The 16,524-nt window shown below is 35.0% G+C and carries 18 protein-coding genes and 1 riboswitch; of the genes, 7 read left to right on the forward strand and 11 right to left on the reverse strand.

The window, feature by feature from the left end:
• Window positions 1–221 precede the first annotated feature (221 nt).
• Both ytzI and V1503_RS13980 read right to left on the reverse strand, forming a co-directional pair.
• Window positions 222–371: a YtzI protein gene (gene ytzI, locus V1503_RS13975; RefSeq protein ID WP_320256611.1), complete on the reverse strand. Its 150-nt coding sequence runs from the start codon at window positions 369–371 to the stop codon at window positions 222–224.
• A gap of 235 nt (window positions 372–606) precedes the next feature.
• Window positions 607–867 carry a DUF6154 family protein gene (locus tag V1503_RS13980; protein WP_214483716.1) on the reverse strand — a complete coding sequence of 87 codons (261 nt, stop codon included), beginning with the start codon at window positions 865–867 and terminating at the stop codon, window positions 607–609.
• 189 nt (window positions 868–1,056) lie between these two features.
• On the opposite strand from V1503_RS13980, the gene V1503_RS13985 reads away from it, so the two are divergent.
• Together V1503_RS13985 and V1503_RS13990 are read left to right on the forward strand one after the other, a co-directional pair.
• Window positions 1,057–1,455, forward strand: a complete 399-nt coding sequence (locus V1503_RS13985; RefSeq protein ID WP_214483715.1) for a phage holin family protein — start codon at window positions 1,057–1,059, stop codon at window positions 1,453–1,455.
• A 79-nt stretch (window positions 1,456–1,534) separates the two neighbouring features.
• Window positions 1,535–1,873, forward strand: a complete 339-nt coding sequence (locus V1503_RS13990) for a hydrolase (protein ID WP_214483714.1) — start codon at window positions 1,535–1,537, stop codon at window positions 1,871–1,873.
• 367 nt (window positions 1,874–2,240) lie between these two features.
• On the opposite strand, the gene V1503_RS13995 is transcribed toward V1503_RS13990, so the two are convergent.
• Window positions 2,241–3,044: a DUF6612 family protein gene (locus tag V1503_RS13995; RefSeq protein ID WP_410627694.1), complete on the reverse strand. Its 804-nt coding sequence runs from the start codon at window positions 3,042–3,044 to the stop codon at window positions 2,241–2,243.
• A gap of 245 nt (window positions 3,045–3,289) precedes the next feature.
• Here V1503_RS13995 and ytkD point away from each other — a divergent pair, with 245 nt between their 5' ends.
• Window positions 3,290–3,766: an RNA deprotection pyrophosphohydrolase gene (ytkD, locus tag V1503_RS14000; protein ID WP_410627696.1), complete on the forward strand. Its 477-nt coding sequence runs from the start codon at window positions 3,290–3,292 to the stop codon at window positions 3,764–3,766.
• Window positions 3,767–3,879: 113 nt separating this feature from the next.
• Here ytkD and V1503_RS14005 read toward each other — a convergent pair whose 3' ends face one another.
• Genes V1503_RS14005 through V1503_RS14015 form a run of 3 tightly spaced genes read right to left on the reverse strand, consistent with a single transcriptional unit; the run spans window position 3,880 to window position 6,449 of the window.
• Window positions 3,880–4,686 carry an ABC transporter permease gene (locus tag V1503_RS14005; RefSeq protein WP_410627698.1) on the reverse strand — a complete coding sequence of 269 codons (807 nt, stop codon included), beginning with the start codon at window positions 4,684–4,686 and terminating at the stop codon, window positions 3,880–3,882.
• On the reverse strand, window positions 4,664–5,443 hold the full coding sequence (locus V1503_RS14010; protein WP_214483710.1) for an ABC transporter ATP-binding protein: 780 nt from the start codon (window positions 5,441–5,443) through the stop codon (window positions 4,664–4,666). The genes V1503_RS14005 and V1503_RS14010 overlap by 23 nt, the downstream gene beginning before the upstream one ends.
• A 13-nt stretch (window positions 5,444–5,456) precedes the next feature.
• A complete protein-coding gene (locus tag V1503_RS14015) occupies window positions 5,457–6,449 on the reverse strand; it encodes an ABC transporter substrate-binding protein (protein WP_320256615.1) in 993 nt (330 codons plus the stop codon).
• 389 nt (window positions 6,450–6,838) lie between these two features.
• Here V1503_RS14015 and V1503_RS14020 point away from each other — a divergent pair, with 389 nt between their 5' ends.
• The gene (locus V1503_RS14020) at window positions 6,839–7,627 is read left to right on the forward strand and encodes an alpha/beta hydrolase family protein (protein ID WP_214483708.1); all 789 of its coding nucleotides are present in this window, start codon (window positions 6,839–6,841) and stop codon (window positions 7,625–7,627) included.
• Between the two features lie 53 nt (window positions 7,628–7,680).
• The gene (locus V1503_RS14025) at window positions 7,681–7,923 is read left to right on the forward strand and encodes a DUF2584 domain-containing protein (protein WP_214483707.1); all 243 of its coding nucleotides are present in this window, start codon (window positions 7,681–7,683) and stop codon (window positions 7,921–7,923) included.
• 230 nt (window positions 7,924–8,153) lie between these two features.
• Here the strand turns inward: V1503_RS14025 and pckA are convergent, their stop codons facing one another.
• Complete coding sequence (gene pckA, locus V1503_RS14030; protein ID WP_410627701.1) at window positions 8,154–9,749, reverse strand: phosphoenolpyruvate carboxykinase (ATP); 1,596 nt, start codon at window positions 9,747–9,749, stop codon at window positions 8,154–8,156.
• A gap of 235 nt (window positions 9,750–9,984) precedes the next feature.
• A riboswitch (SAM riboswitch) is annotated at window positions 9,985–10,130 on the forward strand.
• 164 nt (window positions 10,131–10,294) lie between these two features.
• On the opposite strand from pckA, the gene metK reads away from it, so the two are divergent.
• The gene (gene metK, locus V1503_RS14035) at window positions 10,295–11,503 is read left to right on the forward strand and encodes a methionine adenosyltransferase (RefSeq protein WP_320256617.1); all 1,209 of its coding nucleotides are present in this window, start codon (window positions 10,295–10,297) and stop codon (window positions 11,501–11,503) included.
• Between the two features lie 192 nt (window positions 11,504–11,695).
• Here metK and V1503_RS14040 read toward each other — a convergent pair whose 3' ends face one another.
• Entirely contained in the window at window positions 11,696–11,902 is a 207-nt protein-coding gene (locus tag V1503_RS14040) for a hypothetical protein (protein ID WP_410627704.1), read from the reverse strand.
• 469 nt (window positions 11,903–12,371) lie between these two features.
• On the opposite strand from V1503_RS14040, the gene asnB reads away from it, so the two are divergent.
• Window positions 12,372–14,267 (forward strand): asparagine synthase (glutamine-hydrolyzing), encoded by a 1,896-nt coding sequence (asnB, locus tag V1503_RS14045; RefSeq protein WP_410627706.1) that lies wholly within the window; start codon window positions 12,372–12,374, stop codon window positions 14,265–14,267.
• Window positions 14,268–14,562: 295 nt separating this feature from the next.
• Here the strand turns inward: asnB and V1503_RS14050 are convergent, their stop codons facing one another.
• The 3 genes from V1503_RS14050 to V1503_RS14060 form a co-directional block, all read right to left on the reverse strand.
• Window positions 14,563–15,411, reverse strand: a complete 849-nt coding sequence (locus V1503_RS14050; RefSeq protein WP_410627708.1) for a C39 family peptidase — start codon at window positions 15,409–15,411, stop codon at window positions 14,563–14,565.
• Window positions 15,412–15,544: 133 nt separating this feature from the next.
• Entirely contained in the window at window positions 15,545–16,063 is a 519-nt protein-coding gene (locus V1503_RS14055; RefSeq protein WP_410629438.1) for a gamma carbonic anhydrase, read from the reverse strand.
• Window positions 16,064–16,224: 161 nt separating this feature from the next.
• Window positions 16,225–16,392, reverse strand: a complete 168-nt coding sequence (locus V1503_RS14060) for a hypothetical protein (RefSeq protein WP_410627710.1) — start codon at window positions 16,390–16,392, stop codon at window positions 16,225–16,227.
• Between the last annotated feature and the right edge of the window lie 132 nt (window positions 16,393–16,524).

Raw genomic sequence — 16,524 nt, forward strand, 5'->3', positions numbered from 1 at the left:
TAATATAACTTAATATTAAAGGAGGGTCTTTTATTCTCTCCACGGAACGAAAAATTTATGGTAATGTTTTATTGTACTGGCCCCACCTCTTCCAAGGTGGGTTTTTTGCAATTTAGTTACTAAACTGTCAACTGTTTCATCGATAACAATAACGAATAGTAAGATCAGTTTTTGGCTTGTACACAATGATTTGTAATTTATGTAAATATAGCAGTTGTTAGTTAAGGTGTTTTATCTTCGGTTTTGATATTGGGGTTTTCTTGTAAATCGTCAACTGTATGCTCATATTGATATGCTTTTGAGGTTGTCATTAAGGTTATAAAAAGAACACCAAGGACGATAATAATTGATATTATTAAAACAGCAAGCAAAATTTACCCTCCTTCATGAATACTCATAATGACCGAATATGTTGTTTATAAAAGGCTATTTTCGCATAGTTTGTTTGTTTTTCGTATAAATAAAATAAATACGTATACACCTAGATTTCGTGTCATTTTCTCTTACAACGATGACTGTTGAGTAAATCGACATCTATATCTTCTAGTTTAGGAACTGTTACAACAAAGTTTACGAAAAGAGTCTTATGAAATGAAGGAGAGAAAATCAATGAAGATTTCGTAATTCAGAAATGGATGATCGTCTATTATTGCCTACTCCATCTCGCGCTATTTTCCCCTTTAGCTTTTCAGTGATATATAAGCTAACTAAACCAACTAATTCATAATCACTTAGTTCCTCAACCATTGACAAGATATCATTTCGATCTAATTGTTCTAGTAGCGCCAATGTAAGAATTTCAGCATCTTCTTCGTCACCTGTTAATTTATGACGATACATATCATAAAGTTCATCGACTAACTTCATTTTTCTCACTCCAATATATTGATTATCCTATAGTCTATGACTGTCAAACAAAATAAATTCATAATAATTAGGTTACAATGTCCACTTTATAAGGCATTCACTCAATCAATATGTTAAGTTTCTCATAACTTGAAGTAAGGGAAAAGCTTAATTTCACTTGTTAACCAGATATCCAAAGAAAGGAAGGTAATGTTGGAAAAATATATTTTTATCGTGGCTTTTTCATTTTTATGTTCCACAGTGACATTCCTATTCGGTGGTTGGGACAAATTAATGGTAATTTTACTCGTATTTGTAATCATTGATTATGTGACCGGAATGATATCTGCAACCATAGAGGGGTCTTTGTCCAGCAGAATAGGGTTTAAAGGAATTATGCAAAAGATATTTATATTTGCATTAGTTGCAATTGCTCATTTAATAGACCTCATTCTAGGAGAATATCATTTTTTACGTGATACCACAATCTTTTTTTATCTTTCTAATGAATTGCTATCGATTATTGAAAATGCAGGAAGGGCTGGAGTACCTGTTCCAAAAGTTCTTACTCGAGCGATTAAATTGTTAAGAGATCGCAATAATCAGTAAGCAAGAGAGATATATTATGTGTATATTTTACTCTTGATAGAAAAACCTATATTTAAGCAAATATAGGAGTTGAATAATTATGAGTAAAGAGAAGGAAGCTTATTATATCTCTTTAGGAAGTGGGGAAATTTCTAGATTAAGTACAGCATCTCCTTGGAATTATAAAGTATTTGCAACAGACGAAGAAATTACAACATTACGTGAATATTTTGACCAAAATTATTCAACAGAATGGCAAAATTTTTTCAGGGCACACATCCCGTATATTCAATATCATGATGATAAACAAAATGACGCCTATGATGAAACCCTCGAAAAAATACTTCAATTAATTTACCAATTAGGGGATAAAAAAACTAGAGAATTTATTGAAGAGCAAGGACTGTTACATGATGTATTTTTCAATGAAAAAACATAAAATGTATTACTTTTTTATGTCGTGAGTAAAGCTGAGGAGAAGTGCACTGAAATTTGTAGTTACAATAGGTGGGTTTGGAACGACAAATTTTAAGATAGGTTCTTTCTATAAAATTGTTTAATTTTTTCTATATTAAAGACTGTTTTCGATTAATTGTTGATTTTCGTTCCTAGCGTTCGTGTCATCTTTTCTACTACTAAAATTATCGAGTTTTCATAAGACCATCATACTGCCCAGTTTTAGAAAAAAATAGTAACAAAGTTAACGAAAAGAGCCTAATCAAAGTAGAAGAGGTGAAGGTGCCTTGGAACACTTTATGGAGAAAGGTCACTCTTAATTCTCTTAATTATGAGTGACCTCAATATGATTAAAAAGGACTTTCAGTTGCTGTGTTTATAACTTCATCAGGAACAGAAATTTCATTGACTTCATTAAAGTTAGAGTATTCACCTGTCATTTCTTGGTAGAATCCGACAGTCTCTCCCTCCATTGTCATCGTTGAGTCCATAATCATTGAAATATTTTTTGGATAGTAAGTCTCTTTATCAATAGTTATCTCATATTCTAACGTTGAGATAGTCATATTCTCCATTAATTGGTCTATATCGTCTGCCATTCCAGCACCAGCAAGTTGATCCTGTGGAATCATTGAAGTAATTAAATCTTTCATTTTTTCATCTGTAGAAGAAAGTTTAAAAATGTATTGGCTATCTTCTTCGATAAGTTCAAAATCATCAACAAACTTTTCCATTTGCTTCAGAGAATTGATAGGTGATTGTTGATTATCAGCCATTTGCATAATGTTTTCAAATTGCTCACTAGGAAGTTTTTGCCACATGTTACTCATTGAATCATACATGAAAAATCCTTCATCAGTAAAATATGATTCTGTATCTATATTCATCATATCGCCCATAGATATAGACATCTGTTGATACATCGTTAGTGGTTCTTGCACCATATCTAAATAAATTTCCATGTTTTGGGGCATACTCTCTGTTCCCACTTCAATTGTTTGATCCATTACCATATCAACTGAAAAACTATTTAGATCTTTAGCAGCTTCCATTGATTTGTTAAACAAATCATTTACATCAGCATCTGATGAAGAACAAGCTGCGAGTAGTAATATAAAAGATACAGCAAACATAGTAGTTATTAGCTTTTTCAATATCGTTCCTCCTCATAAAGTGTATACTATGTATACGATTTAACATAAAGGAAGTTTCACAAACCTTATTTTTAATATATATTAGTAGATAAATCTGTGAGATTTGTTTGATTCGTTCCTCAATATGTATTATAACAAGTGTACTTTTAATTGAAAATAAAAATTTACAAATCTTACTAGTCATGATAAATTTAATAAATTATGTTAATATTTTTATAATTAAACAGTTGGAGCGGAGAAGTGCAATGGAAATACAATTTAAGGACTATTATTTTAATGATGTTTTCCTCTCATTTGACAATCATCCATTTTCTTTATCTCCTAAGCATGTATGGGTCATATGTAGGTTTTACAAACAATGGCTTGTAACAAATCATGCTACACGAGGTCTAGAATTTCCTGGAGGTAATGTCGAAGAAGGAGAAACCCCAGAACAAGCGGCAATTCGTGAAGTGAAGGAGGAAACAGGTGGTAACATTATTGATCTTCAGTATATCGGTCAATATATGGTGATGGGAAAAGAGAAGAAGATTATAAAAAATATCTATTTTGCAAATATCAATTCAATTGAGGAACAACCAACATACTACGAAACAAAGGGGCCTGTGTTACTCGATCATCTCCCTGATAATATTGCTTATAATGATTCTTATAGCTTTATCATGAAGGATGGGGTACTACAAAATAGTCTTAAACGAATAAGAGAATTAATGAATGAATAACCAATAAGCTCGCAACAAGGTCTATATATCTTCAGGTCCTTGTGCGAGCTTTAAATGTCTTTAGCTTTCGATTAGGAAGGCTGTTGCACATTTCTTTTACCCTTTAGCTCCATTTAAACATCTTTGATCAGTTTTCTTTCTAGGTATTCAACGCCATGGTACATAATTGTAGCAAAAACTGCAATAATTAATAAACTTAGGAGAACGAGTGTGAAGTTAAATACTTGAAAACCATAAATAATCATGTACCCAAGTCCTTTACCAGATACTAAAAATTCCCCTACGATTACACCAACCCATGAAAGTCCTACATTGACTTTAAGTGTCGAAATAATCGTTGGAAATGAAGAAGGAAGTACTGCTTCAAAAAATGATTGTCTTTTGGAAGCTCCAAATGAGTGTAATACTTTTAAATAATTTGGATCTAACTCTTTAAAAGAGGTATAAACAACAATCGTTGTAATAATTACTGATATGATAGTTCCCATAGCGATAATGGAAGTAAATCCAGGTCCTAAGGCAACGATTAATATAGGTCCTAGTGCAACCTTTGGCATCGCATTTAAAATAACAAGGTAAGGGTCTAGTATGTTGGAAAGGCGTGGTGACCACCATAAGAGTGCAGCCAAGATGGTTCCTAATAAGGTGCCTAAAATAAAGCCAAGCACGGTTTCGAATAATGTGACACCTATATGAACAAATAGCGTGCCATCTGCTACTTTTTCAATTAATAATTTTGTGATTTTTGAAGGAGAACTGAATAATAGTGGATCTATCAACTTAAAGTAGCTAGCTATTTCCCAACTTGAAAAAAATACAATAAAAATGAGCAGTTGATAAATTCTTACTACGCGTTTTTCTTTTTTTAGCTGATACAAGTATTGGGCATGAAGGTCGCTATATTTTGTTTGAGATGTCAAGTTTATCCAACTCCTTCCAAACCTTCTGGAAAAGATCAGCATATATGGGGTGTTGCCTTGCATTAAATGGAGGTAGTTTACTTAATGTGTTTGGAATAACGAATGTTTCGGATATTCTACCTGGATTTGCATTCAGTAATATAATGCGGTCACTCATTGCAATTGCTTCTCCAATATCATGTGTTACAAGTAGGGTAGTTTTTTTGTATTCCTTTAAAGTGTTTGATACGAGATCTTCTAATTTAAGTTTCGTTTGAAAGTCAAGTGCAGAAAAAGGTTCATCTAGTAAAAAAATTTGTGGGTCAGTAACTAAAGTTCTCACTAGCGCTGCTCTTTGACGCATCCCCCCAGAGAGCTGCCTTGGGTACAGCTTTTCGGTTCCCTCTAATCCGATTTCTTGTAATAGTTGAATAGCTTTCTCTTTTGTTCTGTCACATAACTTATGATTGAGTTTTAATCCTAATAAAATATTTTCTTCAATCGTTCTCCAAGGAAATAAATAATCTTGCTGGAGCATGTAGCCGATAGTGTGGGCAGCTGCTGTCACTTTTGTGTCTTTTAGAAGAACATCACCTTTAGTAGGCTGTAAAAGTCCAGCAATAATGGAAAGTAGCGTTGTCTTCCCACAGCCACTTGGTCCAATAAATGAAATAAATTCCCCTTCGTTAATTGCTAGGTTAATATTCTCGAGTGCGGTGGTTGCTGATGATTTAGAAAAGTATGTGTGATGAATATTGTTGATTAATAAAAAACTCATGAATCATCACCTCTTATTTGGACATCACCTTTTCGGCAATATCAGTGTTGACTAATGTTTCATGATCTACTCGTAAAGGTAGTTCACCAGCTTCGTCCATTATGTCCTGAAGGTTATTCCATTCAGTTGCATCTAAGATTGGATTGGTTGCATATGAGCCTTGACTTTTGTATCGATCAACTACTGTTTCAATTAATTCTATTGATGTATCCTCAAAAAAGCTATGAATTGATTGAGCAATTTCTGCTGCATCATGAGAGTCAACCCATTGTTGTGCTTGATATATCGCTCGAGTAAATTTTTCTATTGCTTCACTATTCTCTTCCATAAAGCTGTTTTTTGCCATAAAAGTAGTATATGGGACATATCCAGACTCCTTGCCAAATGATGCAATAATATATCCTGTTCCTTCTTGTTCAAATATACTTGCTGTTGGTTCAAAAAGCTGCACATAATCTCCTGTTCCGGCTGCAAATGCGCTTGCAATGTTAGCAAATTCAATATTTTGAATTAAATCTAAATCTTTGTGTGGATCAATACCTTGTTTCTTCAACACGAACTCTCCAACCATTTGAGGCATGCCACCTTTGCGTTGACCGAGGAAAGTACTTCCTTTCAGTTGATCCCAGGAAAAGTTATCGATGTTTTTGCGTGAAACTAAAAAAGTCCCATCCGTTTGAGTTAGTTGAGCAAAATTTATTACTGGATCATTAGCATCTTGAGCATGGACGTATATTGTCGTTTCTGAGCCAACTAATGCAATATCGGCACCGTCAGATAGTAAAGTAGTCATCGTTTTATCGCCGCCCCATGTCGTTGTCAACTCTACCTCCAGCCCTTCCTTTTCAAAGAACCCTTCAGAAAATGCGACATACTGTGGAGCATAAAATATTGAATGGGTTACTTCAGCAACACGTAATTTTTGTATTTGTTGTTCATTACACCCAGACAATGGTATGAAGATTAGAAATGCTACAAGAAATATAAAGCTTATTTTTTTCTTCATCGCCAGTTCCTCCTATATACTTTTCTAAGCTAAGATAGTTTATGAAGCACCATTCGAAAAGGTGAACGCCTATGAATGTCACTTCAATACTTACACTGTTTGAATGTAGTTGTTGACATGTGAAAATAGTATGTAGAGAATTTAACATAGAAGCTAATAATAACTTTAGTTACTTATTTTGATTGTTTACCCAGGGATTGTTGTTTTTCGGGCCTAAGAGATAAATTGTTCTACAACCTTCCTCTTGTTATAATCTTGCTTCTCAAAGTCTACCTAACTGTACAGAATTAGTAACAATTGTTGCTTTATTAATTCATTGTGGGTATCGCAGCATAAACAACATAAATACTCTGCCATGCTATATTCTTAAGTAGAAGGAGGAGATCAGCTTGGAATGTAGAGATGGACATATTATTGAAAGACAACGGCTACCTTCGCCTAATCCAAATATCCATTTATATGAATTAACATATTTAAGTAAAGGTTTGAAAGTGAAGGGATTATTAGCTGAACCGAAAAACGTTGGTAAGTATGATGGTTTTTTATATTTAAGAGGTGGAATAAAAAATGTTGGTAAAGTTCGAGTTGGACGCATCGTCCAATTTGCTTCAGAAGGTTTTGTAGTCATGGCGCCCTTTTACCGTGGAAATCAAGGTGGAGAAGGTAATGAGGACTTTGCTGGAAATGATCGGCACGATGCCGTTGCAAGTTATCGAGTACTAGAACAGCTTGAAAGCGTTCATGAAGATAGGATTCACGTTTTTGGTTTTTCACGAGGAGGTGTCATGGCGCTTTTCACAGGGATTATAGAACACAATGTAAAATCAGTTGTCACTTGGGGTGGTGTTTCTGATATGACGCTTACATATAACGAAAGAATTGATTTACGACGTATGCTGAAAAGAGTTATTGGAGGAACGCCTAATAAATATCCAGATAGATACAAAATTCGTACACCTCTTTTTATGCTAGAACAAATACATGCACCAATTTTAATTATCCACGGTAAAAACGATAGCAATGTGACCATTCAACATGCATATAGACTTGAAAATAGACTGAAAGAGCTTAATAAAAGCGTAACTACATGGTATTTTGACGAATATACTCATTACTTTCCTCCTGCTGAAAATAGAAAAATTGTAAAAAGACTTACTGAGTGGATGAAAAATCAATAAACACCATGATAAAATAGTCATAAAAGGATAACTATGTTAAAGGAGCGTTTAAAATGGGTATGCCTCTTGAATTAAATACAATGATTGTTACGAAGGGAAAAGAAAAAAGGTTAGGAGAAAATATTTTCACTCTTGAAAAAACAGGTTACCGTCTATATCCACTCGACATCCCATTAGAGGTAAAAAGAACTATAGGGGGAGATATAAGTGGAGAAGGGGTAATTGATAAGGTGGAATTAGCAAATAATAAAACTGTGATCACTTACCGGCTGATTTCTTTACATTCAACAAACTAAGGAATGGAGATACTATATCGAGCAAAAACAAAGCTGTTTTGCATTTTGAGGTTGTTGTACAACATATAACAGTAAGAATACAGCAATCCTAGTCGAATGATTAAAATAATACTAACCTTAGTAAAGAGTAAAAGGGTCAGACCCATTTCAATTGATGGGGTCAGACCCTTTATTGTTATCATTATTCTAAGTATCGTGCATGATGAAAGTGTAATTAGAGTAGTAAGTAATTAGTTAGCTGTTAATGGAGGTCCACCTAATTGTCCTATCTTCTCATCAATATTATTAAACTTTTTGAAGTTTTCCTGGAATTTTGCTGCTAGTTCAGTTGCTTTATCAACGTATTCTTGCTGGTTTGCCCATGTTTTTATTGGCTGTAGTACATCATCAGGTACACCGGGAACATGTAATGGTATTTCTAAACCAAATATACCTTCTTTTATTGTTTCAACGTTGGTTAATTCTCCTTCTAAAGCAGAACGTACCATTGAACGAGTAAATTCAAGCTTCATTCGGTTACCTACACCATATTCTCCACCAGTCCAGCCTGTATTCACAAGATATACTTGAGCACCATGTTCATCAATCTTATCACCTAACATTTTTGCATACCTAGTTGCTGGCAATGGTAAGAATGGTGAACCAAAGCAAGTTGAAAATGTAGCTTGTGGAGAAGTGATTCCTCGTTCTGTTCCAGCAAGCTTACTCGTATATCCACTTAGAAAATGGTACATTGCTTGTTCCTTCGATAGTTTACTAATAGGAGGTAAAACACCGAAGGCATCAGCTGTTAAAAAAATGATCGTATTAGGATGACTTGCAATGCTAGGAAAAATGATATTATCGATTGCCTGTATAGGGTAAGCAGCTCGAGTGTTTTCTGTAAGACAAGAATTGTCATAATCAGGGTTTCTTGAGCAATCATCAACGATGACATTTTCTAGTACTGAACCGAATCGAATCGCATCGTAAATTTGTGGTTCTTTCTCTCGGGATAAGTTTATACACTTGGCGTAACAGCCACCCTCTATATTAAACACTCCATTTGCTGACCATCCATGTTCATCGTCCCCTATTAATCGTCTGTTGGCATCAGCTGAAAGGGTTGTTTTACCCGTTCCTGACAACCCGAAGAATAAAGCGACATCTCCTTCTTGACCAATATTGGCTGAACAATGCATGGATAAAATCTCTTTTTCAGGGAGAACATAGTTCATAACAGAAAATATGGATTTTTTCATCTCACCTGCATACTCTGTTCCACCAATAAGTACTGTGCGCTTTTCAAATGAAATAATAATAAATGTTTCCGATCTCGTTCCATCAATTGCAGGATCTGCTTTAAAATTTGGTGCAGAAATGACAGTGAAGTCAGCGATATGCGATTGTAATTCCTCCTCAGTAGGACGAATAAATAGCTGATGTGCAAATAAATTGTGCCATGCATATTCATTAATCACTTGAATAGGAAGTTGGTATTTTTTATCAGCACCTGCGAACCCATTAAATACATAAATTTCATCTTTGTTAGCTAAATAATCGAGTACTTTATTATAGAGATTGTTAAAAGATTCCTGTGAAATAGGCTGATTTACTGTTCCCCAATCTATTTTACCTTTTGTAGATGGTTCATCTACAATATATTTATCTTTAGGTGATCGTCCAGTATATTTTCCTGTTGTAGATAGTATGGCACCTGAAGAAGTTAAAGTGCCTTCTTTTCTATTTAACACACTTTCAACGAGAGTAGGGACGGATAAATTGTGTAATGTATTTTTACGAGCTAGTAAACTTGATAATTCGCATGATACACTAACAGAATTCATGATCAAAACCTTCCTTTACGTTTTAATAATGTCGTTAACAATTCATAACTTAAAAATAGTATAACACATTAACTCAAATAGTCTATACTATTTATAATAATTTTATACTGGATTCAACATAATCGTACCATTCTTTGTAAAAGATACATAACGAAAATTTAATGAACAATTCAGCTCTTAACTATGTTGACATGTAACGGTTTACTACGTTAATATATTGTGTTGAACGGATACTCTCTTATCCCGAGCTGGTGGAGGGACAGGCCCTATGAAGCCCAGCAACCATCACTATATTTTCAGATTATGAGAAAATAATCTGCTTTGTTCTTAATGTGATAAGGTGCTAACCTGGTGCAAGGCACTTGTCTTGAACGATAAGAGTGAAAGGCGTGAATCGAGTATCTCAAACCTTTCCTCATGATTTGTAGGAGAGGTTTTATTTATTTCCAGTAAAAAATTCGAAATTTTGGAAAGTAATATGGGAATGAGTTCCGTTTCAAAATATAACTATATGAAGTGGTTGCTTCATAAAGGAGGAAAAAGCTATGACAAAAAAACGTCACTTATTTACTTCTGAATCTGTAACTGAAGGTCACCCTGATAAAATTTGTGACCAAATATCAGATTCCATTCTTGATGCTATCTTAACAAATGACCCTAACGCTCGTGTTGCATGCGAAACGACCGTGACAACAGGGATGGCCTTGGTTGCTGGGGAAATTACTACATCGACGTATGTTGATATTCCTAAGATCGTACGTGAAACTGTACGCAGCATTGGCTACACACGTGCAAAATATGGTTTTGATTCAGAAACCTGTGCGGTATTAACATCTATTGATGAGCAGTCTCCTGACATTGCAATGGGTGTCGATCAAGCACTTGAAGCTCGTGAAGGGTCAATGACAGATGAAGAGATAGATGCGATAGGAGCTGGTGACCAGGGCTTAATGTTCGGATATGCTTGTAATGAAACAAAAGAATTAATGCCGTTACCAATCTCATTAGCTCATAAATTAGCACAACGCTTAACAAAGGTAAGAAAAGAAGAAATTCTTCCATACTTACGACCTGATGGTAAGACCCAAGTAACTGTTGAGTATGATGAAAATGATAAACCTGTTCGCATAGATACGATTGTAATTTCTACTCAACATCACCCTGAGATTACATTAGAACAAATTCAACGAAATATTAAGGAGCATGTTATAAACCATGTTGTTCCTAAAGAATTGATTGATGCTGATACAAAATACTTTATAAATCCGACAGGTCGATTTGTAATAGGTGGCCCACAAGGAGACGCTGGATTAACAGGGCGCAAAATAATTGTTGATACGTATGGAGGATATGCCCGTCACGGTGGGGGAGCATTCTCTGGTAAGGATCCTACAAAAGTTGATCGATCAGCTGCATATGCTGCACGTTATGTTGCGAAGAATTTGGTGGCAGCAGGCTTAGCTGATAAGTTGGAAGTTCAGTTAGCGTATGCAATCGGCGTTGCACAGCCTGTATCCATTTCAGTTAATACATTCGAAACAGGTAAGGTTGCTGATGAAGTGTTAGTTGACCTCATTCGTAATAATTTTGATTTACGTCCAGCAGGGATTATAAATATGCTTGACTTACGACGTCCAATTTATAAGCAAACAGCAGCATATGGTCATTTTGGACGCACTGATGTTGATCTTACGTGGGAACGTACTGATAAAGCAGAAGTGTTAAAAGAACAAGCATTATCTCGAAGTAATTAATAAAGGAATTTTTTGCATTGATTGTTGCTTTTCATATTAAGGAATCATTATTGCTGTTCTATTTTCATGATAATAGCTACAAAATATACGAAAATTACCTTAATAAATAACTGGGGCATATCCCACATACAACATATTCTGTATGTGAGATATGCCCTTACTATGAATGACAATATTTTTTATAGGTAATAACTAAGATGGACTCTTAACTTCTGCCACATTAGGAAATATCGTTTTAACACTATCAGCAAAAGGACAGTAGTATACGAATATCTCATAGCCATTAATATCTATTATTCGTTTGCCAAAAGGAAACAAAGACAAGTTCTGAATTTCAAGTTCTAGGTTAGGAAAATTTTCGTTAATGAATTTTAGTACCTCATGTTCACGGTAGTCCACAAGTAACCCTCCTGATTTTTCAGAATTTTACAAACTAATTCTCTACTCTCATAAAAAATTCCTTTATAAATGAAAGAAAATAATTCATACTAAGCGAAATATAGGAGAGTTAAATTTTTGCCGCTGGCTGTTTTGACATTGATTTTTGTTTTTTCTTCTAGGATTTTAGGATGTATATATCTAGTGTTCGTGGCATTTTTTCTTCTGTACAACGATGACTAACATATAAAACAACTTTTTATGGAACTAGTTTGGTACCAACAACAGAGTTTTACAAAAAAGCATTTAGTAAACATAGCAATTTTACAAAAAAAAGCATTTAGTAAACATAGCAACAAAGTTTACGAAAAGAGCCTTTCTGATTAGACAAAAAGGAAAATTGTGTATACTACTAACACTGCTCAATTCACTAGCTAAATATGATATAATTCTTAAATATATAAATACGAATTAGTAGGTGACTTACATAATGTGTGGATTCATTGGCTGTGTAAACAATACAGCAAATCATCAACGTAACGAAAATGACAAAGCTTTGTTTGAAAATATGAATAATATTATTACTCATAGAGGACCAGACGATGAAGGGTTTTATTTCGATGAACATATACAGCTAGGTTTTAGACGTTTAAGTATTATTGATCTTGAAGGGGGACATCAGCCTCTTACTTATGAAAATGAACGTTATTGGATAATCTTTAACGGTGAAATATATAATTATGTAGAGCTTCGTGAATCTTTAGTCAAGGAAGGCTTTCATTTTAATACGAGCTCTGATACAGAAGTTATATTAGCTCTTTATAGCCACGAAAAGGAAAAAGCTGTAGAAAAGCTAAGAGGAATGTTTGCATTCGTCATTTGGGATAAAGAGACGAAAACTATATTTGGGGCACGGGATCAATTTGGAATTAAACCGTTTTTCTATATGGAGCAGGATGATTTAACATATTTTGCATCAGAAAAAAAGAGTATATTGGCAGCGCTGAAGAACGGCTTAATAAACTATGAGGCATTGCAAAACTATTTAACGTATCAATATGTACCTGAACCGGAAACGATGTCATATGGCATTCGTAAATTGGAGCCTGGGCACTACTTTACAAAAAAAATTGGTGAGCCTATGAATATCTCACAATATTGGAAAGCCAGTTTTCATACGATGCATAAGTCAGAGGATAAGCTCATCAAGGAAATTCGTGATGTATTATACGATTCGGTGAAAATACATATGCGTAGTGATGTGCCTGTTGGATCCTTTCTTTCAGGTGGAATCGATTCTTCGATTATCGCATCAATAGCAAAGGAATTTCACCCTAATATAAAAACTTTTTCTGTAGGCTTTGAACGTGATGGTTTCAGTGAAATAGATGTAGCGAAGGAGACAGCTGCAAAGCTTGGTTTGGAAAATATAAGCTATGTTATCTCTCCAGAAGAGTATATGCAAGAGCTTCCAAAAATTATTTGGCACATGGACGATCCGCTTGCTGACCCTGCAGCAGTTCCGTTATATTTTGTCGCCAGAGAAGCCAGAAAACATGTTACTGTTGTATTATCTGGAGAAGGTGCAGATGAATTGTTTGGTGGGTATAACATTTATCGTGAGCCGCAATCTCTTGAAATGTTTAGTAATTTACCTAACTTTGCAAAATCTGCTCTTGCTAAAATTGCTACAATGTTACCGGATGGTGTGAAGGGAAAAAGTTTTATTGAGCGAGGAATAACACCAATGGAGGAGCGGTACATTGGTAATGCCAAAATGTTTGAAGAAGCAGATAAACGTAAGCTTTTACGTGACTATAACTCACAACTAGACTATCGAAAAATTACAGCACCATTTTATGAGGATATCCAAGGCTATGAACCTGTAAACAAAATGCAGTACATTGATATTCATACGTGGTTGCGTGGTGATATTTTATTAAAGGCAGATAAAATGACGATGGCTCATTCACTTGAATTACGTGTTCCCTTTTTAGATAAAGAAGTTTTCAAAGTGGCTTCAAAAATTTCACCAGAAATGAAAACAGCTCAAAATACAACGAAATATATTTTACGCAAAGCTGTTGAAGGAATTGTACCAGCTCACGTGCTACAAAGAAAGAAGCTAGGTTTTCCAGTACCAATTCGTCACTGGCTGAAAGATGAGATGTACGATTGGGTAAAACAGATCATTCAAACTAGCGAAACAGATCATATCTTTAATAAAGAGGTACTTTTATCATTACTAGATGATCATTGTGCTAATAAGGGTGATTACAGTAGGAAAATTTGGACAGTTGTTATATTTATGATTTGGCATCAGGTGTATATTGAAAAGAAGTTTGATTTCGAGTCAATGTATGAGCGAGCAAATGAAACAGCTTAAACGATAAGATAAGTGCAAGTGTATTGCACTCTCACGAGAAGCGCTAGAGTTGACTCACTCGAAGGCGCTTTTTGTCTTTGGAAAAGAATGGTGTAGCGAGGTTAAGGGATAATCTCTAAGCACTTAATGTAGCTTAAATAAAAATTTTTTGTTGCTATTATTACTTATATAGAAGAGTTAGAACTGTTTTTAGGTGACATTCATTTTAACGAAGAAAAAGGATCCTCCAAGCGCTAGTCATTGTGATTATTTTGCGAGAATGCGAAAACAGACATGCATGAAAAAAGCCAGGTCATTACTCCATGTAGGTAATGGCCTGACTCCCCATTTGTTGCCAAGCTGCGATGAAATGGTCTCTAGGAACTTTTTTATTTTTTTCGCCAGTAAGAGGGTCATTAAAATAGATGAACTCTGAATCGTATCCTGTAATTAGAACCGAGTGTTCAAAATAAGTAATTTTTATTTTTCCATTAGGAGTTTCCCAGTGTTCAAATTTATCATTAGATAATTTTTGATATGTAGTATTAGTAATCACCCATACAGGTGATCCAATTGATAAATACATTTCAATTTCTTTGAAGTCACGATCAGTTAGATCAATAATCTTTGAAGGTAAATATTGATCTGCAAGCTGTTTTATTGGTTTAACATACACACCATACCCTCTGTTATTACGATTATACATATCTCCTACAAACCCATTGTTTGGATGCCCGTAAGAAATAATGCCATTTTTCTTTTTGTATGGTGTTGGATCTTTTGCTATTTTTTCAGCTAATTCCATTTTATCAACAACGACACCCGCATATTGTAAAAACATTGCTAATGCCGTTACTTCACAACCACGAGGAAGTTCAGGAAGTTGTGAAAGTGCTGGTGCTTGTAATAGTACAGAATCTTTGATTTTTATCATCGTATTTTGTATGATTTCAACATCATTTTCAGGTGCTTGAGCTTCTACCGAAGTATGATTTGCTTCTCTCAATGTCGACACAGGTAGTTTTTTTATGAGCAAAATAATACATATTATGAATAGAATGAGTATACAGGATATAATTGTTTTCTTTGCTTTTTTTTGAGTTTTGTATAGGTATACAAGATACCCAATTATGATAATAATTAGTAGCCAAAATAAAAATATCATTTTTTCTCCTCAAATATTATATAATACAAGTCAATTGTAGCCATTGTAATTCTATTGTTGAATTTATGATTTTCTGCTAGAATATCCCCACTTTAAATAGAATAAATATTTCAACTTTAGCTGCTCTGCAGTATTATTGTTTATCTTGTAGACTCTTATAATATTGGCCCTTCTCTACATATTCACTGTGAATTCTGTGCATTTCCTTTAGATCATCTTCAGTTAATTTCCTAATAACTTTTGCAGGACGCCCAAAGGCTAATGTATACGGTGGGATTGTCTTGCCTTGTGGTACAAGGCTTCCCGCTCCAATAAATGCGCCTTCTCCAATCTCTGCCCCATCAAGAACAATTGAGCCCATACCAATTAGTGCTTTTTTTCGAATAATTGAGCTATGGAGAATCACCTGATGGCCAACTGTCACATCATCTTCTATAATTAAAGGTTTATTGGGACTTTGATGTAAAACAGAGTTATCTTGAATATTAACACGGTTGCCTAAAGTAGTCGGTGCAACATCACCACGAATGACAGTATTAAACCAAATTGAGCACTCATCACCTATAGATACGTCACCAGTGATTGTCACGTAATCAGCAATAAATGCTGTATTTGCTATTGTAGGGGTTACACCCTTGTACGGATAGATCATGTTCACAATCCCTTTCATTAATAGTAATAAACGCATTTCTAGCAGTCCAGCTTCAGTACCTATCTCCTCGAGTCGCTTCACCAATACACCCGAAGGCAAAAATCGCCTTCATGTGTATTGAATCCAGCGCTTGTCGGAGATGAACAAGTCACTTCCGCATTTCAATCTGTCCAGCTGCGCCTCCTAGCCTCTCGAGTCGTTTCGTCAATGCCCACAAAGGCAAAAATCGCCTTCATTGCCATTGACTCCAACGCTTGTCGAGGCTGTACAAGTCGGCTTCGCATTTCAATTTGTCCAGCTTCAGTGCCTATCTCCTCGAGTCGCTTCACCAATACACCCGAAGGCAAAAATCGCCTTCATGTGTATTGGTTCCAGCGCTTGTCGGAGATGAACAAGTCACTTCCGCATTTCAATCTGTCCAGCTTCGCCTCCTAGCCTCTCGAGTCGTTTCGTCAATGCCC

This window comes from Nanhaiella sioensis (assembly GCF_046557775.1).
GTDB lineage: Bacteria > Bacillota > Bacilli > Bacillales > SM2101 > Nanhaiella > Nanhaiella sioensis.